This window comes from Paenibacillus nasutitermitis, from assembly GCF_014641075.1.
Classification (GTDB): domain Bacteria; phylum Bacillota; class Bacilli; order Paenibacillales; family Paenibacillaceae; genus Paenibacillus_Z; species Paenibacillus_Z nasutitermitis.
Window position 1 is genome coordinate 50,626 of record NZ_BMHP01000008.1, and the last position, 22,550, is coordinate 73,175.

Below are 22,550 nucleotides of genomic sequence, written 5' to 3' on the forward strand. Positions count from 1 at the left end.
ATAACGCGCGCCGCTGCCCAATCAGGCATCCAGGGGAAGCATCGTTCGCTTGCGTCCGCGGAAAATTGCCCACTCGCGGTAACCGATATCGAGCAGATGCTGTTTAATTGCTTCGAAATGCTCACCGACGCGTTCCGGTTCATGCGCATCCGAGCCGAACGTCACCTTGACGCCGTAATGAAGCGCGCGTTCCAGCAGCCAGCCGTCCGGCACCCAATTGTCGTCGGAAGAATTGATCTCCATGACAACGTCATGCCTGGCGATCGTCTGCAGGGTGAGATCCGCCGCTTCCGTCCGAAGCTCCGGGTATCCCGGGAAATAACGGTTCAGCGCATCGACGTGACCCAATATGTCATACAAGCCCGACTTTGCCGATTGAGCCACATGATCGTAATAAAGATTTTTGAGATCCAATTTGCCTTGCACCGTCAGTTGTTCCCATTGCTTCTTATCGTAAAGTCCATTCCCGGCAAATTCATGCACCGAGCCGATGACATAGTCGAACGGGTAAGAGGCAAGAATGTTCCGGTACAGATCCAGACAATCCGGAATAAAATCCGCTTCTATGCCGAGGAGCACCTCGATTCTGCCGGCAAATTCCGCCTTAAGCTCCAGCACTTCCCGCACATAAGCCGGAAACTCGCTCTTCGCCATACAGCCGGTCAGCGAGGGGCGGTCCTGCTCCTGGGCAAAAAACGGCGTATGATCCGAGATGCCGATCATATCCAGCCCGCTGTCCATAGCGGCAATAATATATTGTCTTATCGTGCCTGTTGCGTGACCGCAGCGTTCATGGTGCGTATGAAAATCGAATTTCATGAGATATCCTCCGTAATGAGTCTTATGCTCTGATTTAGGGCTGTCGCTATCCTTTCGATCCGGAAGTGACAATGCCTTGAATGAAGTATTTCTGCGCCAGGAAGAAGAGAATAAGCAGCGGCAGAACGGCGACGACCGAAGCGGCCATCAGCAGGTTCCAGGGCGTTGCGCCGTAGGCCGCAGTAAAATTGGCCAATCCCAGCGAAATCGGATATTTGCTGCCATTGTTCAAATAAATGAGCGGACCGAACAAGTCGTTCCATCTCGACATCATCTCCAGAACGGCCGCGGTCGCAAGCGCGGGCGCCGAGAGCGGGAGCAGGATCCGGTAATACATAACAAATCGGCTGCCTCCGTCGATTTTCACCGCCTCGTCCAGTTCTTTGGAGATGCCCATATAAAACTGGCGAAGCAAAAAGATGCAGAAGGCGCTGGCCGTGAATGCAGGTACGACGAGCGGCAAATACGAATCCGTCCAGTTCAGCTCATTAAACAGCAAATATTGCGGAATCAGCGTCACCTGTGAAGGAATCATCATCGTGCTGAGCACCAGCGCGAACAATACCGTGCTCCCGCGCGCCTGCAGGCGGGCGAAAGCAAAGGCCGCCAGCGATGAGGTCAATACGGTTGCTGCAACGGTTACAACCGTATACCAGGTCGAGTTCCACATGTAGTTTCCCATCGGGGCATCGATGAAGATTTGTTTGTAGTTGTGCCATTGGGCCGGCGACGGAATCCAGGTCATCGGTATTTTATGAATCTCTCCCATCGATTTGAGCGAGGTCAAGATCATCCATATCAACGGGAACGAGAACAACAGAACGCCGGCATAGATCAGTGCATACAGCATGATTTTCGCAATTGGCCCCAGTTCGTTGTACGCGTATGTTTTTCGCTTCATCGGCAGGGTTCCTCCTATCTCTTGGAGTCGTATTCATAGTGGACAAACCGCTTCGAACCCCGCAGCGTGACGAGTGTCAGCGTGAAAATGATAGCAAATAGGATCCACGCCTGCGCGGATGCGTACCCCATCCGGAACTGCTTGAACGCCGTATCGAACAAATAATAGACATAGAAGTATGAACCCCAATCCGGTCCGCCCTTCGTGATGACATAGGCTTGGGTAAATACCTGCAGCGATTCGATAATGCAGATAATCGTATTAAACAGGATCACCGGCGATATCAGCGGCAGCGTAATCCGGACGAACATTCTGAACTTGCCGGAACCGTCGATCGAAGCGGCCTCGAACAGATCGGCTGGAAGTGATTGCAGCGCCGCCAAAAAAATAACCATCGTGCCGCCGGAAGCCGTCAGCTGCATAAGCACCATGGACGGTACGACGGTCGCGGTGCTGGTGAACCAGCCGGGACCTTCCACCCCGAACCAGTCGTAGAGCAGCGAATTCACCACGCCGAACTGCGGATTGAGCAGCCATGACCAAAGAAAGGAGACCGCAACACCGGAAATAATGCTCGGTGCATAATACAGCGTCCGAAGGAGTGTCTGGCCGCGGATTTTCTGATTAAGCAGAACGGCCAGCACCAGCGACGACAGGATCGTGAACGGAACGGCCAGCAGGCTGTAATAGACGGTCACGAACAAAGACTTATAGAACAATTTGTCGTGGAACAACACGTTAAAGTTATCAAATCCTATAAATTTCGGCGGGGATATGACGTTATATTCCGAGAAGCTGAGAAGAAGGGAAATGAGAATCGGACCGCCTGTGAACAATACGAAACCGATGAACCACGGAGCGATGAATATCCAGAAGGACCGCTCTTCCCTTTTCATTTCTTTAGTCCGCCTTTTCACAACCGCAACCTCCGTTCGCCGGCGAATTCCAATCGGTGGATCCGAAGGAACCACGCCGGCGGCATATTGATTGTTTCTCTACCCGTTAATCCAATTTAAGCGAGCGCAGGCTCTGATCCAATTCCTTCAGGCCGGTGTCGACGCTCTTCTTGCCGTTCCACACCGTAGACATCGTTTGGTTCATCGTTTCCAAAATCGTATTGAATTTGACGATCAAATGGTTCTCGGCTTCCCGGCCGTATTTAATGGAACCTTCGTGCACTTGCTTGAACTGGGCCGCATCCATGCCGATTTGCTTGGCCATTTGGTCGTACCACAGCTCGAACAGACTGGAATCCGCCGGCGTCCGGCCAACTTCGCTCATATAGCGGTAAGCGCCTCCGCCTTCCTGTGGATCGGCAAGATGACGGACGAATTCCCAGGCTTCAGCAGGGTGCTTGCTTGTCGCCGAGATGCTCCACGGATCGACGTACAGCGTCACTTTGCGGCCTTCATGATAAGGCACGGCCGCTACACCCCAGCTGAATTCCGCATCCTTATAGGAGCCAAGCCCCCATCCGCCGGAAATATACATCGCTACTTTACCGGTCATGAACGGATCGCCGAGCTGTGCGGAGGCAGCTACAGTCTGCTGGTCAGGCGCGACTTTATATTTATTGATCAAATCGACGTTGAACTGGAGCGCTTCGATATTTTTCGGATTCATCAGGTCCGGCTCTCCCATAACGCCGGACGTATAAGCTTCCGGCTTGAACATATCCCCGCCGAACGACCAGGCCATGGCATTGGGGCTAAGCGTGCTGGAGAAACCGAAAACTTGCTTGCGGACATTGCCGACATCGTGGGTCAGCTTTTGCGCAGTCTCCAGCATTTTGTCATAATTCCATGACGTGTCGTCCCAGTCGGTTGTCGGATAAGGAATTTTAGCCTGATCGAACAAATCCTTGTTGTAGAACAAATAGGTGGCATTGCTCACGAGGGGGATGCCATAGTTTTTGCCGTCAATTTTGTAAATGTTCAGCAAATTGGGATCCATCGTATCCAGCTCCGGCGCGCCTTTCTCGATATAAGGGGTCAGATCCTGCAACGCCCCCATCTTCATATAGGTGGCGAAACCGCTGTCAGCCTGGTTCGGATTCCACACATCCGGCGCTTTGCCGCTGGAAATCATTGTCGTCAGCTTCTGGTCGAATTGGTCGTAAGGAATGTTCTCCAGGCGAACCTTAATATTCGGATGCTTCGCTTCGAACGTGGAGATCATCGCCTCCTGCCATGGTTTCTTATCGGGATCGGACGCCATGACCCATACGATTTCCACCTTCTCGCCGCTGTCGGCGTTCTTGCCGGCTTCGGTGGTCTTGTCCGGCTGCGAGGCATTATTCTTCTGCGGGTCCGCTTTATCGGAACAGGCGGACAATAGGGCTGATACGGCGAAAACAACACTCAGACTGAGCAGCAAGTTTTTCTTGACGGTCGGTTTTTTCATTTTGACCTCACCTCATAGATTTACTTTTTGTTTACATAGGGCGTTACGTAAGTTTACAAAATTTTTCCACTGATTAAAATTCGTTTTTTTAGCGCTCAGACACTCATGCTGTCACCCGCCTTGGTTTCTTACATCTTGAAATCTACTATAGCGCATGATACTATCATTTTCAGTACATATCTTCTCTATTTTCTTTATTTTCTACATATCATCTTGTTAATTTTCTGTAAATTCAACTTATTCCAGGAGATGAAGCGGCATGGAATCGGATTTTTATGAAGCAGCGAGATTTCACATCGATCGTGAGAAAAAGTATCAATCCAGTATGCCCTCCCGCCATTACCATAACGGATATGAAATTTTCTATCTCATTTCCGGCGATATCTGTTATTTTATCGATGATAAAGCGTACCAGGTCGTTGGCGGCGTGTTATTGATGATCAACATGAATGAAATCCACAAGCTCGTCAATTCGAGCGGCGGAACGTTCGAGCGGATTACGCTGGAGTTCAAGAAAGAATTTATCGACGCCATCTTCCCTGACAATGACTCGTTCGACGTGCTGTCCACCTTCACACTGGGGCAACCGATGATACGGCTTTCCGGCTACGAACAGAGCTTTATCGAGAACCAGTTCAGCAAGATGATCCATGAGTTCACAAAGAAGCCGACGGGATACGAGTATTATTTGAAAACGCTGCTGTTCGAGCTGCTCTTGTTCCTCCGCCGCAAAATGGAATCCATGCCGGACGTAGCCCAGGCGGAAACCAACCTCGTCAATAAAAAAGTGTTTGAGATCGTCGATTATCTGAACCGCCATTACGATCGGCAGCACACCATTCATGCCATATCGAGCCAGTTCTATATCAGCCCCTCCTACTTCTGCAAAACCTTCCGGGAGAACACCGGGTTTACGTTCACGGAATATCTCAATAACGTCCGGATCAAGGAAGCGCGGGCTCTCTTGACAGGCGGATCGGATAAAGTGGCACATATCGCCGAGCGGGTCGGATTCGAAAGCCTGACTCACTTCGGACGCATATTCAAAGAAATTACCGGCCTGTCGCCGCTTAAATACCGGCGATATTACAAGGCGCAATAAAACGCTCCGGCGGTTTCTCTCCTCTATAGCGCGTCAGGGAAGTTCACCCTGACGGCCAAAAAAACGTTCCTCACATTCCTAAAGAAAACCGGAGGTGAAGAACGTTTTTTTATAAGCGTTAGAAAGGCTGTAAAAACCGCCTGAAATGCTCTCCGGATGGAGTGACTTGAAGAAGAAATACGTTTCAGTTAGCATGAAGAGATACAGCTTTTGGCAAGACCTAAGAGGATAGCTTCTTAAACTAACAGGCATAGGAGATGAAATACCCGATGAAGCAGAACAAATATGATGACGCGAATTTTTTCTCCGCCTACAAGCAAATGCCGCGTTCCATTAAAGGACTGGAGGGTGCAGGGGAGTGGCATGTGTTCCAATCCTTGTTGCCTGAGCTGCGCAACAAAAGCGTGCTTGATTTAGGATGCGGCTTCGGCTGGCATTGCCGCTATGTCCGGGAGCAGCAGGCAGCTTCAGTGATAGGTGTGGATATTTCCGAAAACATGCTTCAAAAAGCCCGCGAACAAACCGCTGATCCAGCCATTACTTATTTGCAAATGCCGATTGAGGACATCGATTTTGCCCCTTCTCAATTCGATATCGCAATCAGCTCATTGGCCTTTCATTATATCCGCTCATTTGATGCCATTTGCAAAAAGGTGCATGCTTGCCTGAAGCCGGGAGGCGCTTTTATTTTCTCCGTCGAACATCCTATTTTCACTTCCCGAAAAGAACAGGATTGGTATTTCGATGACCAAGGAAACCGTCTGCATTGGCCGGTAGACCATTATCAGTCCGAGGGACTTCGGGAAACGACCTTTCTAACGGAAAATGTCGTGAAGTACCACCGGACCATTTCGACTTACTTTAATGATCTGATCGGCGCCGGGTTTGCAGTGAAGGCCGTTAACGAGCCCATGCCCTCCAATGAAATGCTTCAGACGGATGCAGCGATGAAAGACGAGAACCGGAGGCCGATGTTCCTGATTATCTCAGCAGAGAAAACACAGGTGTCCAGCTAAGCGGGACGGCGGCGGCTCTGCTGCGGCGGTTCTGTATGAAGATCAGAACAAGCTCCGCCGCTTGGCAAGTCAACTGCAGACAGGGGCGTATAAACAGGAAGCGGCATTCTGCAGCTTTCGCTTGAAGCGGAATTGCGATTTCCGCAGCTTGAAAGAGAGGAGCGGTTGTGCTTATGTCAGAGCTCTCCCCCGCATTGCGGGTATTTCATCCGACGCTGGCAGGCTGGTTCGCGCAGACCTTCGGCCAACCGACCGATATCCAGCTGGATGCCTGGGCTTCCATCCTGGAGCATCGTCATACGTTGATTGCCGCTCCTACAGGGTCGGGCAAAACGCTCGCCGCGCTGCTTCCCTGCCTGAACCGCATCGCAGAGGAAAAAATCGCGGCGCAAGCCACGGGCAAAAGCCGGAAGCCCGGGGTGCGCGTATTGTATATTACGCCGCTTAAGGCGCTCAACAACGATATTCAGTACCATATTATCGGCTTCATGGAAGCCATTGAACGTTTCCACGATGAAAACCTTGCACAGGAGACTTATCCCTGGCCCGGTGTACGCTCTGCCGTTCGAACCGGGGATACCTCCGCAAGCGAACGCGCCAAAATGGTGCGCAACCCGCCTGACGTGCTTGTTACTACGCCCGAATCCTGTTATCTTCTGCTGACTTCCGAGAAAGGGCGAGGGATGCTGAAGACAGTGGAAACGGTTATTGTCGACGAAATTCACGGGCTGGCCGGGGACAAGCGCGGAGCCCATCTGTCCCTTTCTCTGGAGCGGCTTTCCTCGTTGTGCCCGCAGCCGGTGCTGCGCATCGGGGTTTCTGCCACGCAGAAGCCTCTGGAACGTGTGGCCCGGTTCCTCGGCGGCTGGGAGTCTCCGTCCGCTGTTTCTTCTGCCGCCCCGGCAGCGGAGACGGACAGCGGTCCCAGCGGGAGCGGGCAACCGCCGCATCCGCTCGGTCATGTGCAGAGAGCGGTCAGAATCGTAGAAAGCCTCATGTCGAAGTCGATTGAGGTGCGGGTGACCATGCCCGATCTGAGCCGCCCGGCGAAGACGCGGGATGCCGCCTGGCTGCCCCTCGTTGACCGGGTATTCCAGCTTATGGGCGATGCCCGTTCGGTGCTGGTGTTCGTCAACAGCCGCCGAATGTGCGAACGGCTTGTTCTGCGGCTTAATGAGCATGCCGGCTACGAAATGGCGCGTGCCCATCATGGCAGCCTCGCTCGCGAACGCAGGTTGAGTATTGAGCAAATGCTCAAGGCGGGCGAGCTCCGATGCCTGGTCGCCACCTCATCGCTGGAGCTTGGCATCGATGTCGGCCATGTCGAGCTGGTCATTCAGATCGACTCGCCGAAGCAGGCCGCCGCCGGCATCCAGCGGATCGGACGCGCAGGCCATGCCGTTGGCGATGTAAGCCGCGGCTTCATTCTCGCCCGCGGCCGCAGCGAGCTGCCGGAATCGGCTGTACTCTGCCGTGATATTTCCCGGCGCGACATTGAAGAGATTGTGCTCCCTCATGAGCCGCTCGATGTGCTTTCCCAGCAGATTACGGCAATGGTCGCAGCGGAAGATCTGGAGGTGCGACAGCTTCATGCGCTTATTTCGCAGAGCGAATGCTACCGGGAATTTCCGCTGGCACGCCTGGAAGCTTCGCTGAAGGTGCTGGCAGGGTTCTATCCGTTTGCCAAACCGATTATGGATTGGGACAGGAGCCTCAATCTGCTGCAGAAGCGGGCGAATACCGCCATGGCCGCCATCACCGGAGCCGGCACGATACCGCAAAGCTCGGCTTACCCCGTGCACCACGCGGACAGCCGCGTCCACCTGGGCGAGCTGGACGAGGAATATATTCATGAGAGCCGCGTCGGGGACGTATTTCAGTTGGGCACCTCCTCCTGGGTGATCAGCTCGATCCAGAATGACCGGGTCTATGTGAAGGAAGCGCCCAACCGTTTCAGTGAAATTCCGTTTTGGCGGGCGGAATCCGGGGGTCGGGGCTATGAGCTTGGCGTGAAGCTGGGGCAATTCTTCAGTCAATTGGAGAACCGGTTGAACTGGAACAAGGAAGACGTGCACGAGCAGTCATCCGTTCCTGTGCCAGACGTTTCCGGCACTGGCGAGGAAGCCCTCCCGCCTCTGAACGAATTGGAGACCGCCGCCATCGATTGGCTGGACACCGAATACGGACTGGATGCCGTCTCTGCGGGCGAGCTGATCGGATTTGCCAAGTCCCAGCACCTGGCGCTTGCTCTGCCTACAGACGGGAGAATCGTAATCGAGCATTACCGCGACCTGATGAATCAGACGCGCGTGATTATCCATAATCCCTTCGGTCGCCGGATTAACCGGACCTGGTTGCTGGCCATTGAACATCGATTCAAGCAGCTGCTGCCTTATAAGATGTATGGAAATGCCAAGGACAACGGCATCGAGCTGGTGCTCCCGGAATGGGATGCCTCCTGGCTGCAGACATTATGGCAGATAACGCCTGAGAGCATCGAGCCATTGATGACGGAGGCGATTACAGGCTCGCCGCTGCTGGCTATCGCTTTCCGTCGTATCGCCGAGACCTCCCTGCTGCTCTCGCGCAGCTTCACCCGGACACCGATGTGGCAGAAGCGCCTGCGCAGCGAGGAGCTGCTGAAGCAGTCGCTGCCGTATGCCGAGCATTTTCCTTATCTGCAGGAAGCCATGCGGGAATGCCTGCATCTGTATCTGGATGTGAACGGGTTGAAGCGGCTGCTTGCGGGCATCTCGGCGGGACAGATCGATATCGTTGTGCAGGAGACCAATACCCCTTCCCCATTCGCGGTGCAGTTTCTGTGGGAATATATCAATACGCAAATCTATGAAGGCGATGGCTTGAGCGAAGCTACGCAGCTTCAGCTGATGAGCGTCAGCAAATCCCTGGCAGGCGAGCTGTTCGGCGAGGAAGCGGTCCGGCGGGCAATCGATCCGCTTATTGCCGACCACGAAGCGAAGCGGCTGGAAGCCGGCGAGCTTATTCCCTCTTCGCCGAGCGAGCTTTATACGCTGCTCAAATGGCGGGGTGATCTCACTTTCGAAGAGGCGGCCGCCATCACGCAGGATGCGGAGCATACCTCCGATTGGCTGGATTCACTCCGGCAGACGGGCAGTGTAACCACAATGACGTTTGGAAGCGAACTCCGCTACATCTGTGCGGACGAAACCGGAATGTATGAGAGCTTCCCCGGGACGGACAGCGGGATTGCTTTTGTTGCCGGGCGATTCGCTGAGCACCGGCTCTCCTTCACCGAAGAGGAGCTTCGCGGGCGTTATCCGGCGCTCTCCGCTTCCGATGCCGGGCAGGTCGTGCTTGCGCTGATCCGTCTGGACCTGATCGAGCAAGCACCTTTCGCCGCCAGCAGCGAGGAGCGGATCTGGACAAGCCGGCGTGTGGCCAAGCGGCTGATCCGGCTGACCATGGAACAGGCGCGCAAGCAGGCGGAGCCCGTCGATCCGATCCGCTGGTGCGCCCACATGTCGATGCTCCAGCACGCCCTGCCCGGTACGCAGCTCACCGGCATAGACGGCCTGAGGACGATCATCGGACTGCTCCAAGGCTTCTATCTGCCGGCATCGCATTGGGAATCGGTCATTTTCCCGGCGCGGATGACAGGGTACCGCAAGGAGGATCTGGACCTGCTCTGCGCGACCGGAGAAGTCCTATGGCTGGGGCGCAAGGAGGAGCAAGAGAAAGAAGGCAAAATTGCTTTTTTCCTTGCCGATGCCAAGCCGCTCTATGCCCCTTATGTCAAGCAGGCGCCTGTTGAGCAATCCGGGAACCCCAAGCTGTTGGCCCTGCTGCAGGAAAACGGAGCCAGCTTTCTCACGAAGCTGAGCCGGGACTATGGCAAGCCCCCTTCCGAGCTGCTCGCCGACCTGATCGCCCTGGTATGGGAAGGTCGTGTCTCGAACGACCAGTTCGCACCGCTGCGGCTGCAGCTGCTCACCAAAGGCAAGCAGCATGCCAAGACCGGTTCTGGGCTTGGACGCTGGTACTGGACCGGATCGCTGAAGGATCATGAAGATGCGGAAGACGTTCGGGAGCGGCCTGCCCCTGCGATCAATGGATCGGCAGCGGAAGCCGAAACGGAACCCGTTCTGTACTGGACCCAGCATTTGCTGGACAGCTGCGGCATTGTATCCAAAGAACTGGTCACCCAGCTTTCGCCGTTCAGCTGGGATGAGCTGCTGCCTGTGCTGAGGCAGCTGGAGCATTGGGGAGTGGTTACGCGTGGACTGCTTGTTCAGGGCGTGCCCACTTTGCAGTTCGCCCGGCGGGAGCAGATCGCCGCCGTACGCGAGCCGATGCCGGGACGTATGGACGATGCACTGACGGTACTCTCCGCCGCTGATCCCGCCAATCCCTTCGGCCTTGCAGCCGATTGGCCTTCCGCTTACGGAGCCAACTTTTCACGCAAGAATGGCAATTATCTGGTCCTCCACAACGGCATATGGCGTTACTGGATGGAGAACAACGGCCGCCGGATTGTGGAGCTGGACACGCCCTCCGCCTCCGGTACGGATCACGCCGCTCCCAAAGCAGGCATTGAAGTACCGCAGAAACATGATCTGCTAAGGCAGGTATTCCGCACGGTGCTGAACCAGCAAGGACTCAGCAAAATCAGGATTGACCGCTGGAACGGCGAGGACATTGCCGATTCGGGTATGGCGGCAGAGCTTCGCTCCCTTGGCGCTGAACGCGATAACCGCTCACTTGTGTTATGGGCTAGCGATATCCACTAATTTTCTGCATAAAACCCGCGTTCTGCGGAAAGCTAATACTTGTTGCAATTTTGAACCAGGAGGTGTCCAAGTGGCCCGTTCACAGAACAAGGCAACCAAAGCGGAAGTGCAGACCACCGAATTAAACAAATTCGCAGAAGAATTTGATACAGAGTTTTCCGCAGAGGAAGCGGCTGAGGTCTTTGAAGAAAAAGAAGACTCCAAGTCCGAGCATCAGGAATAGGGACAACGGAATTTCTGAAAAGGGCCGGCTGCGCCGTTCCTATCAGAGTTCGTTCGTTTCCCTAAGACACGAAATGAAGATGACAAAAGCAGCCTTGCACCCCGCCCTTCATGCGGGCCAGCCTGGCTGCTTTTGCTTTTTCCCCTTCCAGCCTTATGCGGCGGGATTGTTATACGATTATCTGAATTGCCGTTTATTACTCCTTTAGCCATAACTCGACGGACCCGGGATTCAATGGATTACCGTATCCCGCGCCGCCTCTCAGGATTATTCCAAACGAAAGAGACCCAAAAAAAGAGCAGTGGGGCTGTCTCCCTTAACTGCTCTTCCTCATTTTAATTGCAACTATTACTTCTGGTAATCAATTTCCAGGAAACGCTCCACTTCCGTCTTCCAGCGCTCCTCTACAAATGCTGTATGTAGCGGGTGTGCGTTATACGCCTCGTACTCCTCCCGGCTGGCAAATTCCATCGAAAATCCGTAATCATAGTCGTTCTTTGGACTAACCTGGCGGAATACATGAAAATGCTTCACTACCGGAATAGAGCTGAGAATCTTTTGCCCATCAGCGAGAAACTGCCCGGCTTCCCGGGAGCCTTTCTTATGCTTCAAACAGAAAATAACCGAATGCTGGATCCATTCCTGTTCCATCCTGAAATTCAACCCCTTTGCCATTCATACACGCTTTCCCTTGTCCCGGTCGGTCATCTGCCAACTGCCTCTATTCTATCAAAAAGCCCTCTGATGCTCCAGAACATTCAATCCGGCTTTCTTTACCAGCTGCCGCATCCATATCCGATGTATCAGTAATTCCGCCTCCTTGATATAATCCAGATATTGAACCGTTTATGCAGCCCACTCCAGGGATGATTACGAAATGAAAAAACAAGAGGCGGACATATCATGTATAAGGTCATTATTGTAGATGATGAAATCGAAATTCGCGAAGGTTTACGAACCATATTCCCCTGGCAAGAGCTGGGCGAGTTTGAGGTGTACACGGCCGAGAATGCCAATCATGCGATGCAGATGATTGAGGAGGTGCAGCCCGACATCCTTATTACGGATGTGAAAATGAATGGGATGACGGGGCTGCAAATGCTTGAAATGATTCAAAACCAGGGCTTGTTTCAGGGCAGGGCAATTGTCATCAGCGGTTTTGATGATTTTGAATATATTCGAACCGCCCTTCAGAACGGCGCCGTTGATTATATATTGAAACCGATTAATATCGAACAAATGAAGCAGATGATCATGAAAGCGACCAGTCAGATCAATGATGAGAAACGATTCAAGCTCAACTATGAATTGCTGGAGTCCCAGGTTAACCAGGCATTGCCCCAGATGAGAGAAGAGATTTTGAGAGAATTAATTAAAGCTCCCTTTGATTCCATCCTGGAGGCCAAAATCACCTATCAGATGGAAACCATGAAAATGGGCTGGATGATGTCAAGCCGCCATTGCCTTTTTGCCATTGAGGTGGATGATCTGAAGGCAAGCAAACAAAGCGAGCTTGTCCTGTTCGCGGTCGGGAACGTACTGGAGCAGACACTGAACGAAGCGTATATGCAGCGTTTCGCCATGTTCAAGGACCGCCAGGAGCGGTGGGTCGTTCTCCTTGCGGAGAATGAGAGCGGGACAGACCCGCAGTCGTTGGATAACCTCATTCAAACGATCATTACGCGGCTTAATATTTATGTGAAGGTGACGGTGACCATCGGTCTATACCCGCAGCTTGTCGATGTGAAGCATACCTATCACGCCTACCGGGAAGCGATTGGGTATCTCGCAGCAAAAGCGGTTTATGGGGGCAACCGGATATTGGCGGGCGAAACGGGAAATCCCGCTGAGTCCGATGCGATTACGCTCGATGATGTCAACGTGCTGCTCGAATTGATTCAATTCGGCTCTATCGAGGAAATTCAAACGGAGCTGGCAGGTTATACAGGGCTTGTTCAGTCCTGGTCGCTGTCTGCTGTCCGCGATATTCAAGAACGCACCTTCGAATGGCTGCTGGAATTGTTGAATGTATGCGCGGAACGGGGGCTGCGTGACCGGTGGTGGGAGAAGGAAATTATCTCGATCTGGGAGGAATTCGAGCAGTATGATACGATGGGCTCGCTTCAGGGCGTCCTGGAGAAGTACCTGTTCCGGCTTTCCGATACGATGAAGCAGCAGATGCCGGCCAGAAATCAGATTGTTCAGGAGGCCGAGCACTATATGCTCAAGCATTTTCAGGACAACCTGTCCCTGCAGGCTGTCGCCGATCATGTGCATGTTACGCCGGTCTGGCTAAGCAAATTGTTCAAAAAAGAAAAGCAGATGACCTTCATCGATTATCTGACCTGGATCCGCATGGAGAGAGCTAAAGAACTGCTTGGCGACACAAGCTACCGCATCTATCAGATTGCTCTTGAGGTCGGTTACCGGGACCGGGCCCATTTTGCCAAAACCTTCAAAAAAATAACGGGGAAAACTCCTAAAGATTACCGCAATTTTATGGGGATTTACGATGAGTAAACCGATTATCCCGCGTGCTATTTCGATCCGGATGACGATCATCGTTCTGTTCATCGCCGTTATCGTCGTTCCGTTTCTATTTTTCTCGTATTATTCATACAAGAAGTCTGTCGAAGGTATTTCTACAGCCAACACCTCCTTCTCCATCGATGCCTTATTCCAGCGTACAAAAGCGCTTGAGGATTATTTGACCGGTTTGAACTATCGGGTCAATGATGTTATTGCCCAAACAAAGATGAAAAAATTGTTGAATCAGGTGCCGAAAAATGAACAGGAAGCCAAAACATTCGCAATTAGTATGACAACTCTGCTGGCAGAGCAGGAGCGATTGCTCGCCGTCCGGAAGCTCAGGTATTATCCGATTGCCATTGACGAGAATCCCGAATATCAGAAGGTTGTCGAGGATGGCGCCAATATCAGCAGACAGCCCTGGTTCATTTCGGTAAAAAAAACGGGCCAGCCAATATGGCAGCTATTTATGCCCCGGGATAACTACGACATGTTTTCCGAGCCCATTATCGGCCGGATCAAGAGATTGGATAATACGCTCACCAACAAGCCGATCGGTATTTTTACCTTCCATGTAGGGGTGGGAGACATTAAACCGTTTATTGAAGGGACCCGGGGTCAGAAAGGGCAGCAGACTTTCCTGCTGGATGAGAACGGGACGGTCATTTATCATGCCCGGAAAGAATTGATCGGCTTGCGATACGATGCTCCGCATCTGCTGGATATGATTCACAAGCAGAATGAAGGAACGGAAACGATTACGATTCAAGACCAGGAAGCGCTTATTTCCTTTGTCACGATGAGCCAGATTCCATGGACGATGGTCAGCTCCATCCCTCTGGATACCTTAACCACGCCGATCAGGAAAATCAGCGAGCTGACGTATGTGTTTCTTCTGGTTTACATGTTCTGCGGCTTGTCCATTATCGTCTATATTACCTTTTACTTTACCAATCCAATCGTACGGCTCGTCCGCTCCATGCGTATTCTTGAGACCGGAGACTTCCAGATTTCCTTGCCTTCTTCCAACCGCGGGGATGAGATCGGCTGGCTGTACCGGGGATTTAATCGTATGGTTCACAAGATTCAGGATCTGGTTGAAGAAGTGTATAAATCGGAGAAAACGAAGAAGGAGCTTGAGTTCCAGGTGCTCAGCCATCAAATCAACCCGCATTTTCTGTATAACACCCTGGAATCGATCCGTTGGAAAGCGGAACAGCACAAGGTGACAGAAATCAGTGAAATGGTGGAATCCCTTGGAAATCTGCTGCGGCTCAGCCTCAATCAAGGAAAAGAATTAACGACCGTCCGGCGTGAAATTGAACAGGTGAAGGCTTATATTCGTATCGAGAAGGCCCGCCTGGGCAAGCCTTTGAATATTAAGCTGATGATCAATGAAAGCATTATGGACCTGCCGATCCTGCGCCTGCTGCTGCAGCCGTTAATTGAAAATGCGATTCATCATGGCATACGGGACAATCCGGATTCAGGAAAAATCGTCCTGATCGGGAAGCGGGAGGACGACGATCTGGTGCTGGAGCTGTCCGATAACGGGGTAGGCATCCCGGATCAGCTTGTGCAGATGCTCTTCTATTCGCCGCAGGCGGAATCCACGCTGAATAAAGGGGCAAAGGGTGTCGGGCTGTACAACGTCAACAACCGGTTGGAACTATACTTTGGGGAGCATTACCGCCTGCAAATTTCTGTAACGGAAGGTAAAGGCACGCGTATCATTATCCGTCATCCGATACTCCCGTTGGACGACGACCCCATGGCTTAAAGGCGAGTACCCGAGAAGACGCTTTCCAATTGGAAGGCGTTCTTCTTTTTTTGGGAAAGGATAATATCCCACACAAAAGTTTAAACCGGTCGTATCGAGCTTTACGAAGGGGCATTGTAAGATAGGGAAGCAAGGAACACAAAACATTTATCAAGCGATCAGGGGGTTTGTCAGATGCCGGTTATTCGCAGAGAAGCTCAAGATTTGGAGCTGTTTCCAAATTGGAGCGAGATCAATCATTATGGCATTAATCATTTAAAGGTCGGTCAGGAAGTGCCTTTGCACTATCACGATTGCAATGAGTATTGGATCATTGTATCCGGCAGAGGCATTTGCACCACAGAAGGGGACGAATACGAAATCGGACCCGGCGACCTTGTGCTGACTCAAAAAGGAGACGAACATTCCCTTGTTGTAACCGAGGAAATGACGGCCGTATATATCTACGGGATTTTGGCTCCGGGCTGCAAAATCGGTTACTTGTACCGCGATCAAACATAAAGCCATGTCAATGTGAAAGAAGGAGCGGCCATCCATGAAGTTAAACATCATTCAAGTCGGGCTCGGAGCTCACGGTCAAGGCGTTGGCGAGCATTTTGTTATGCCGTCACCGGATTTCATCTATTCGGGACTGGTGGATATCAACCCGAATGCGCTTGCCGTTTATGCCAATAAGAACAACCTGCCCCAAAGCATCTGTTTTACCGATCATGAGCAGGCCTTTCGCGAAACGGAATCCGATGCCGTCTTTATTTCCGCCTTCTCACCGGTACACTATGAGATTGCCAAGTCCGCATTGAAGCATGGTCTGCATGTGCTGATTGAGAAGCCCTTTGTGCTGACAGTCGCGGAAGCGGACGAACTGAACAGTCTTGCTGCCCTTCACGGCTGCAACATTATGATTAATCAGAACTATCGGTATTTCACGTCAGTGCTGACGTTGAAGCAAGCCCTTCAGGATTCGCGCCTCGGGAAAATGCTGTTTGTTCAATCGTCGTTCTTTTACGACCATGACGGAAAACCCTATCAGAAACAAATGGACAACTACACCCTGCTCGAAATGAGCGTTCACCATGTCGATATGATCCGTTTTCTGGTGGACTCCGATATTGCGGAAGTATCCGGCAAGACCTGGAACCACACAGGCAGTGGTTACGCGGGCGATCCTCATGTCCATGCCGTTTATACAACCGAATCCGGTGTTTCTGCTTTCTACCTGAGCAGCTTGCTGGCCGGAGGCGTTTCGATGCCATGGGAAGGGGTTTGGAGATTTCAATTCGAGGGCGGATCCGTGCATCTGGACGATTTGGGCGACGGATTCGGCGTTTACATCGCAGACGGCACAACCAAGACGAAAGCTCCCATGATTACGAATGAACGCGAGAGCATTCATGGCGTCCTGCATGAATTTGCTTCTTCCATCCGGGAGAAACGGGACCCTAGCATTTCCGGCAAGGATAACGTGCGCACACTGTCCGCTCTGCTGGCAACAGCGGAATCCTCCAGGCAGGGCCGTACGATTCATTTGTCCAGCACCAGAACCAACCAATAGACGTTTTGAAGGGAGCCTCTATACATGAACCAACCGACAAAGAAAAAAACCAAGAAGGGCATGATCGCAGCCTCGCTGTTTTTGACGGCGTCCATTGCTCTATCGGGATGCGGCGGCAACTCCGGCGCAAATAACGGCAATGCCGGGAATGCCGGCAATTCGCCTGAGCCAGGCAAAGCCGGAACAGGCAAGCCTGTCGAGCTCGTCTTCACCTTCTGGGGCAGCAATTATGAGAAACAGGCCGTTGAGAAAATGGTGGATTCTTTCAATAGCTCTCATCCGGACATTCACGTCACCCCGCAGCATATTCCCGGGGACTATGAAACCAAAATGAATACGCTGATGGCAACAAACGAGCTGCCGGATGTTGCCTATCTGGACACTCCGCTCGCGCTGAAATGGGGAAAAGACGGCAAGCTGCTGAATTTCACTCCTTACCTGGACCAGTTTCCGGAGTTTAACGATCGCCTTCCACAATCCAAGCTGTATCCGGAACCAGGCAACTTTATCGGAACAACCATTGCCGGGGATAACTACAACTTGTTCTACAACAAGGATTTGTTTGCTGAAGAAGGTGTGGACCTGCCTCCAGTCACAGCAGAAGACGCTTGGACCTGGGATGAATTTCTGAAGGTCGCGATGCAGCTGACCAAGGACAAGAATGGCAAGCATCCGGACGAAGCCGGATTTGACGAGAAGAATATTGTGCAGTACGGCGTGGATTTTCCGGGCGATTTCCATGGCTGGTTCCCTTACTTGCGCAGCAACGGAACGGATATCGCAAGCGAGGACGGCAAAACGTATACGATGAACTCCCCTGAAGCTGTTGAAGTGTTTCAATCGCTTCAAGATCTGATCTATAAATATCATGTAGCGCCGACGCCAACGCAGAAGAAAAACCTGCCGGGCATCAGCGTTCAACTGCAAACGAAAAAAATCGCCATGATTCATGCCGGCGCCTGGTCCCTGCTTGACTTGGCCGAAACGAAGCTGAATTTCGGCGTCGGTGTTCTCCCTAAATTCAAGGAGCCAAAAACCGGCTTCTTCGGTGCAGGCGCGGTTATCTTCAAAACGACGAAGCATCCGGAAGCGGCGCTTGAGTTCTACAAATTCTACAATGATCCTTCCCAGGTCAACCTGTACGCAGACGGCTTGTGGATGCCGATTGAAGACAAATATTACACGGATGAGGAAGCCGTCGAATCATGGACGAACAACCCTGCCCATCCGCCGGAGTTCAAAACAGCTGCCTTGGATTACATGCTTAAATACGGAGAGCCAACTCCTAACCTTACGCTGATCAACTACCTGGAGCTGCAGAGTCAAATTAATCCGGCGCTCGACCAAATCTGGACCAACAAAAAGCCGGCTAAAGATGTGCTGGACGAGCTTAAAAACAAGGTTCAGCCTTTGCTGCAGGGCCGTTACAGTCAAACGCAAACGAAATAATCGGTTGTGAATCAAATGCCTGAACTCCCGCCTTGGTCGGTTATGGGCGGGAGTTTTTTATGAAGCACGCACCACTTTTTGTTATCCAGCAACCTGTTAAGGAGGTCAGACATGCGGAAGAAAAACTTCGGGCTCGCACGAATGGAGCAGCGTTGGGGAGTCCTCTTCGCTTTGCCTGCGATAGCGGGATTTCTCATCTTCTCACTTGGGCCCATTATTGCGTCGATGGTCATCAGCTTGACGGATTGGCAGATCGGCCAGTCCCTCTCCTTCATCGGATTCGAAAATTACAATCAGATTTTTGCCCATGATGAGCTGTTTGCCAAATCCGCATCGGTTACGACTTATTACGCGCTGGGAAGCGTGCCTGTCGTACTTGTACTCGCCTTTATCGTAGCCCTGCTGCTCAACCAGAAGGTCAAGGGATTGCCGGTGTTCCGGACGATCTACTACTTGCCGGTTGTTGTGCCGAGCGTAGCCAGCTCGATGCTGTGGCTGTGGCTGTTCAATCCTGACTTTGGCCTGCTTAATATGATTTTGAAATCCGTAGGCCTGCCGGGCTCCGACTGGATCTATGCGGAATCAAGTGTTATTCCTTCCCTGATCATTATGAGCACATGGGGAATCGGCAATGCGATGATCATTTTCCTCGCAGGGCTTCAGAACACGCCGGCCCATCTCTATGAAGCGGTTGAGGTTGACGGCGGAAGCGCCTTCCGCAAGCTGATCCACGTGACTATTCCGCTGATGACGCCGACGATTTTCTTTAATTTGATTATGTCGCTGATCAGCTCGTTCCAGATTTTCAACCAGGCTTACATCATGACAGAGGGCGGACCCAACAACTCCTCTTTATTTTATGTCTATTATTTGTATCGAAAAGCGTTCACCGAAACAAAAGTCGGCTACGCCAGCGCGCTTGCGTGGATTCTGTTTATTGTCGTCATGGTACTGACCTTTATTGTGTTCAAAACATCGCGTAAATGGGTGTACTACGAAGGGGAGCAGCGCTGATGAGCTCAACAAAAAGTTATTTTGCCAAACCCAAATTTCGTCCGTTGCAACTGATGGCCTATATCCTATTGATTCTCGGAAGTGTAGTGATGCTGATCCCCTTCGCCTGGCTGCTTCGCAGCTCGCTGATGGATAACAGCCAAATCTTTATTTTCCCGCCCCAGTGGGTGCCGGATCCGTTCCGGTGGAGCAACTTTTCCGAATCTCTCACCTATGCGCCATTCGCTACTTATTTCATGAATACGATGACGCTGGAATTGTTTACGTTGAGCGGGGTCCTTATCACCAGCTCGCTTGCTGCTTACAGCTTTGCGCGGCTGCGCTGGAAAGGCAGAGATACGATATTCGGCATTCTGTTGACCACCTTAATGATGCCCTATGCCGTTACGCTGATCCCTACGTTCATCCTTTGGCGCGAGCTTGGCGCTATCAATACTTATTTTCCGCTTACCGTACCTGCTTGGCTTGGAGGCGGCGCCTTTAATATTTTCCTGCTCCGTCAGTTTTTTCTCTCCTTGCCTAAAGAGCTGGATGAGGCTGCTTATATTGATGGAGCTAAGCCTTTCACCATATTATGGAGAATTGTGCTCCCTCTCTCCAAGCCTGCACTTATTGTCGTCGCCATCTTTACCTTTATCGATGTCTGGAATGATTTCCTGGGGCCGCTGATTTATTTGAATTCCGACACCAAGTTTACGCTTGCGTTGGGACTCGCCTCGTTCAAAGGGCTGATGACCTCGCAATGGGGCTACCTGATGGCGGCATCTACGACGGTTGTCGCACCGATTATCGCTTTGTTCTTCGTTGCGCAGCGATACTTTATTGAAGGGATTTCGTTGACCGGAATCAAAGGCTGATTTTGCAAAGCGATAACCTTACTTTGGAAGCGGGGGATGGCATGGGCGCCAAGGTTGTCATTGTATGCGCACTCGATACGAAAGGCATCGAATGTGCGTTTATAAAAGAACTGCTCGTGGATGCAGGTCTGGATGTTCGTGTGATGGATACGGGAGTGCTGGGCGAGCCTGCTTTCGAGGCGGATGTTACAAACCGCGAAATCGCCCGGCTTGGCGGCACGGAGCTGGAAGCACTCCATACCCGCAACGATCGGGGCATTGCTGTCGAGACGATGATGCAAGGAGCGGCAGCCAAAATTCTGGAGCTCCATGAGCTTGGCGAGGTGGATGGGATCATCGGCCTTGGGGGCAGCGCGGGAACGACAATCGGGACGGCTGCGATGCGTGCTCTGCCGCTGGGCATTCCAAAGGTGATGGCCACCACGCTCGCATCGGGCAATACCCGGCCGTATGTCGGGATGAAGGATGTCACGCTGTTCAATACCATTGTCGACGTTTCGGGACTGAACCGAATATCCCGCCACATGCTGGCTAACGCGGCATTTGCCTTGATCGGGATGGTAAAGGGCAGGCTGCCCGTATTCAAGTCGGATAAGCCGCTTGTTGCAGCCTCTATGTTTGGCGTAACTACGGCTTGTGTAGATACGGCCAGAGCTCGCCTGGAGGAACATGGATATGAGGTGCTGGTGTTTCATGGGACGGGCATCGGAGGGGCGACGATGGAGAGCCTGATTGATGGCGGCTTCTTCGCAGGCGTGCTGGATATCACGACAAGCGAGCTGGCGGATGATGTTGCGGGCGGCATGCTCAGCGCAGGCCCGCAGCGGTTGACAATGGCCGGCCGCAGAGGCGTACCACAGGTGGTCTCCGTCGGCGCCGTTGACATGGCCAATTTCGGGCCGCTTGAATCGGTGCCCCTGCCTCTTCATTCACGGCAGCTCTACCCGCATAATCCGACCATAACTTTGATGCGGACCAATATCGAGGAGAACCGCGGCATTGGCGAACTAATTGCCAGCAAGCTGAATGCCGGTCCCGGGCACACGAAAGTCTTTCTCCCGCTGCGCGGAGTATCCGCATTGGATGCCGAAGGAGCACCGTTCTTCGGCCCCGAGGAGAATGCGGCCTTGTTCTCTGCCATTCGGGAGAAGCTGAGCCCTGAGATCGAGTTGATTGAAATGGATTGCCACATCAATAACGAGATTTTCGCTTTGGCTATGGCTAACAAATTAATAGAAATGATGAATTCCAGGGAGGAAGAATAAGACATGGCGATTTCAAGACAAGATATACTAGCTCATTTGAGGAAAAGAGTCTCGGACGGCGTGCCGATTATCGGTGCCGGAGCGGGAGCGGGAATATCGGCAAAAAGCGCGGAAATGGGCGGCATCGATCTGATCATCATCTATAACTCAGGAAAATTCCGGATGGCTGGTCGCGGTTCCGTAGCAGGAATGCTGCCCTATGGCGACGCCAATCAAATCGTTGTCGAGATGGGGAATGAAGTGCTTCCTGTCGTGAAACATACTCCTGTTCTTGCCGGAGTGTGCGGGACGGACCCTTTCCGGATGATGCCCAATTTCTTGCGTCAGATCAAGGAGATGGGCTTCTCGGGCGTTCAGAACTATCCGACCGTAGGTTATTTCGAAGGGGCTGCCCGAAGAGATATGGAGGAAACAGGATTCGGATACGGCCTGGAAGTGGATATGATCCGACAGGCCAGAGAGCTTGATTTATTTACATCTCCTTACGTCTATAATCCGACCGAAGCGGTACAAATGGCTGAAGCCGGCGCCGATATGCTGGTCGCCCATATGGGCTTGACTACCAAAGGCTCCATTGGGGCGTCCGTCTCCATGCCGCTTGATGAATGCATCGAGAAAATAAACGCGATCCGTGACGCAGCCAAGAAAGTGAACCCGGACATCTTGATTATTTGCCATGGAGGCCCGATCTCCGAGCCAGGCGATCTCGAGTATGTATTGTCACGGACCGAAGGCCTGGACGGCTTCTTCGGCGCATCCAGCATTGAGCGGCTGGCTACGGAACGAGCCATTAAGGAGCAGGTCATCAGCTTCAGAGAATCCGGCCGGACAAACGGCATGTAATTGAAGGAAACATACCCAGCAGCCTATG

General features: G+C 52.3%; 18 protein-coding genes. 13 read left to right on the plus strand and 5 right to left on the minus strand.

The features are described from left to right. Nucleotides 1-21 precede the first annotated feature (21 nt). The 4 genes from IEY46_RS31140 to IEY46_RS31155 all read right to left on the minus strand — a co-directional run bounded on the left by IEY46_RS31140 (nucleotide 22) and on the right by IEY46_RS31155 (nucleotide 4,123). Nucleotides 22-819, minus strand: a complete 798-nt coding sequence (locus IEY46_RS31140) for a histidinol-phosphatase (protein WP_188998754.1) — start codon at nucleotides 817-819, stop codon at nucleotides 22-24. Nucleotides 820-865: 46 nt separating this feature from the next. Continuing rightward, nucleotides 866-1,720 (minus strand): carbohydrate ABC transporter permease, encoded by an 855-nt coding sequence (locus IEY46_RS31145; RefSeq protein WP_188998757.1) that lies wholly within the window; start codon nucleotides 1,718-1,720, stop codon nucleotides 866-868. Between the two features lie 14 nt (nucleotides 1,721-1,734). Continuing rightward, entirely contained in the window at nucleotides 1,735-2,637 is a 903-nt protein-coding gene (locus IEY46_RS31150; RefSeq protein WP_229750667.1) for a carbohydrate ABC transporter permease, read from the minus strand. 85 nt (nucleotides 2,638-2,722) lie between these two features. Further along, nucleotides 2,723-4,123, minus strand: a complete 1,401-nt coding sequence (locus IEY46_RS31155) for an ABC transporter substrate-binding protein (protein WP_188998760.1) — start codon at nucleotides 4,121-4,123, stop codon at nucleotides 2,723-2,725. Nucleotides 4,124-4,382: 259 nt separating this feature from the next. On the opposite strand from IEY46_RS31155, the gene IEY46_RS31160 reads away from it, so the two are divergent. From IEY46_RS31160 to IEY46_RS31175, 4 genes are all read left to right on the plus strand, one after another. Continuing rightward, complete coding sequence (locus tag IEY46_RS31160; RefSeq protein WP_188998764.1) at nucleotides 4,383-5,225, plus strand: helix-turn-helix domain-containing protein; 843 nt, start codon at nucleotides 4,383-4,385, stop codon at nucleotides 5,223-5,225. Between the two features lie 269 nt (nucleotides 5,226-5,494). Next, on the plus strand, nucleotides 5,495-6,241 hold the full coding sequence (locus IEY46_RS31165; RefSeq protein WP_188998767.1) for a class I SAM-dependent methyltransferase: 747 nt from the start codon (nucleotides 5,495-5,497) through the stop codon (nucleotides 6,239-6,241). A 173-nt stretch (nucleotides 6,242-6,414) separates the two neighbouring features. Further along, nucleotides 6,415-11,010, plus strand: coding sequence for a DEAD/DEAH box helicase (locus tag IEY46_RS31170; RefSeq protein ID WP_188998770.1), 4,596 nt, complete (start codon nucleotides 6,415-6,417; stop codon nucleotides 11,008-11,010). 70 nt (nucleotides 11,011-11,080) lie between these two features. Next, complete coding sequence (locus IEY46_RS31175) at nucleotides 11,081-11,233, plus strand: hypothetical protein (RefSeq protein WP_188998773.1); 153 nt, start codon at nucleotides 11,081-11,083, stop codon at nucleotides 11,231-11,233. Nucleotides 11,234-11,581: 348 nt separating this feature from the next. On the opposite strand, the gene IEY46_RS31180 is transcribed toward IEY46_RS31175, so the two are convergent. Further along, the gene (locus IEY46_RS31180; protein ID WP_188998776.1) at nucleotides 11,582-11,884 is read right to left on the minus strand and encodes a Dabb family protein; all 303 of its coding nucleotides are present in this window, start codon (nucleotides 11,882-11,884) and stop codon (nucleotides 11,582-11,584) included. Between the two features lie 252 nt (nucleotides 11,885-12,136). Between IEY46_RS31180 and IEY46_RS31185 the strand changes: the two genes are divergently transcribed. The 9 genes from IEY46_RS31185 to IEY46_RS31225 all read left to right on the plus strand — a co-directional run bounded on the left by IEY46_RS31185 (nucleotide 12,137) and on the right by IEY46_RS31225 (nucleotide 22,522). Continuing rightward, entirely contained in the window at nucleotides 12,137-13,753 is a 1,617-nt protein-coding gene (locus IEY46_RS31185) for a response regulator (RefSeq protein ID WP_188998779.1), read from the plus strand. Continuing rightward, nucleotides 13,746-15,542, plus strand: coding sequence for a cache domain-containing sensor histidine kinase (locus IEY46_RS31190; RefSeq protein ID WP_188998782.1), 1,797 nt, complete (start codon nucleotides 13,746-13,748; stop codon nucleotides 15,540-15,542). The genes IEY46_RS31185 and IEY46_RS31190 overlap by 8 nt, the downstream gene beginning before the upstream one ends. Nucleotides 15,543-15,716: 174 nt before the next feature. Further along, entirely contained in the window at nucleotides 15,717-16,043 is a 327-nt protein-coding gene (locus IEY46_RS31195; RefSeq protein WP_188998786.1) for a cupin domain-containing protein, read from the plus strand. A gap of 34 nt (nucleotides 16,044-16,077) precedes the next feature. After that, a complete protein-coding gene (locus IEY46_RS31200; protein WP_188998788.1) occupies nucleotides 16,078-17,094 on the plus strand; it encodes a Gfo/Idh/MocA family protein in 1,017 nt (338 codons plus the stop codon). 24 nt (nucleotides 17,095-17,118) lie between these two features. After that, nucleotides 17,119-18,543 (plus strand): ABC transporter substrate-binding protein, encoded by a 1,425-nt coding sequence (locus IEY46_RS31205; RefSeq protein ID WP_229750668.1) that lies wholly within the window; start codon nucleotides 17,119-17,121, stop codon nucleotides 18,541-18,543. A gap of 111 nt (nucleotides 18,544-18,654) precedes the next feature. Continuing rightward, nucleotides 18,655-19,557: a carbohydrate ABC transporter permease gene (locus IEY46_RS31210; protein WP_188998790.1), complete on the plus strand. Its 903-nt coding sequence runs from the start codon at nucleotides 18,655-18,657 to the stop codon at nucleotides 19,555-19,557. Then, a complete protein-coding gene (locus tag IEY46_RS31215) occupies nucleotides 19,557-20,414 on the plus strand; it encodes a carbohydrate ABC transporter permease (protein ID WP_229750669.1) in 858 nt (285 codons plus the stop codon). The genes IEY46_RS31210 and IEY46_RS31215 overlap by 1 nt, the downstream gene beginning before the upstream one ends. 41 nt (nucleotides 20,415-20,455) lie before the next feature. Further along, entirely contained in the window at nucleotides 20,456-21,679 is a 1,224-nt protein-coding gene (locus IEY46_RS31220) for a Tm-1-like ATP-binding domain-containing protein (RefSeq protein WP_188999130.1), read from the plus strand. Nucleotides 21,680-21,682: 3 nt separating this feature from the next. Continuing rightward, nucleotides 21,683-22,522 carry a phosphoenolpyruvate hydrolase family protein gene (locus tag IEY46_RS31225; protein WP_188998795.1) on the plus strand — a complete coding sequence of 280 codons (840 nt, stop codon included), beginning with the start codon at nucleotides 21,683-21,685 and terminating at the stop codon, nucleotides 22,520-22,522. The last annotated feature ends 28 nt before the right edge of the window (nucleotides 22,523-22,550 follow it).

Excerpts from the sequence above, each read along its gene's own strand:
- IEY46_RS31140 (WP_188998754.1), bottom strand. The coding sequence starts at position 819 with ATGAAATTCGATTTTCATACGCACCATGAACGCTGCGGTCACGCAACA.
- IEY46_RS31200 (WP_188998788.1), top strand. The coding sequence starts at position 16,078 with ATGAAGTTAAACATCATTCAAGTCGGGCTCGGAGCTCACGGTCAAGGC.
- IEY46_RS31170 (WP_188998770.1), top strand. The coding sequence starts at position 6,415 with ATGTCAGAGCTCTCCCCCGCATTGCGGGTATTTCATCCGACGCTGGCA.
- IEY46_RS31220 (WP_188999130.1), top strand. The coding sequence starts at position 20,456 with ATGGGCGCCAAGGTTGTCATTGTATGCGCACTCGATACGAAAGGCATC.
- IEY46_RS31185 (WP_188998779.1), top strand. The coding sequence starts at position 12,137 with ATGTATAAGGTCATTATTGTAGATGATGAAATCGAAATTCGCGAAGGT.
- IEY46_RS31225 (WP_188998795.1), top strand. The coding sequence starts at position 21,683 with ATGGCGATTTCAAGACAAGATATACTAGCTCATTTGAGGAAAAGAGTC.
- IEY46_RS31210 (WP_188998790.1), top strand. The coding sequence starts at position 18,655 with ATGCGGAAGAAAAACTTCGGGCTCGCACGAATGGAGCAGCGTTGGGGA.
- IEY46_RS31215 (WP_229750669.1), top strand. The coding sequence starts at position 19,557 with ATGAGCTCAACAAAAAGTTATTTTGCCAAACCCAAATTTCGTCCGTTG.
- IEY46_RS31190 (WP_188998782.1), top strand. The coding sequence starts at position 13,746 with ATGAGTAAACCGATTATCCCGCGTGCTATTTCGATCCGGATGACGATC.
- IEY46_RS31195 (WP_188998786.1), top strand. The coding sequence starts at position 15,717 with ATGCCGGTTATTCGCAGAGAAGCTCAAGATTTGGAGCTGTTTCCAAAT.
- IEY46_RS31145 (WP_188998757.1), bottom strand. The coding sequence starts at position 1,720 with ATGAAGCGAAAAACATACGCGTACAACGAACTGGGGCCAATTGCGAAA.
- IEY46_RS31165 (WP_188998767.1), top strand. The coding sequence starts at position 5,495 with ATGAAGCAGAACAAATATGATGACGCGAATTTTTTCTCCGCCTACAAG.
- IEY46_RS31205 (WP_229750668.1), top strand. The coding sequence starts at position 17,119 with ATGAACCAACCGACAAAGAAAAAAACCAAGAAGGGCATGATCGCAGCC.
- IEY46_RS31180 (WP_188998776.1), bottom strand. The coding sequence starts at position 11,884 with ATGGAACAGGAATGGATCCAGCATTCGGTTATTTTCTGTTTGAAGCAT.
- IEY46_RS31155 (WP_188998760.1), bottom strand. The coding sequence starts at position 4,123 with ATGAAAAAACCGACCGTCAAGAAAAACTTGCTGCTCAGTCTGAGTGTT.
- IEY46_RS31160 (WP_188998764.1), top strand. The coding sequence starts at position 4,383 with ATGGAATCGGATTTTTATGAAGCAGCGAGATTTCACATCGATCGTGAG.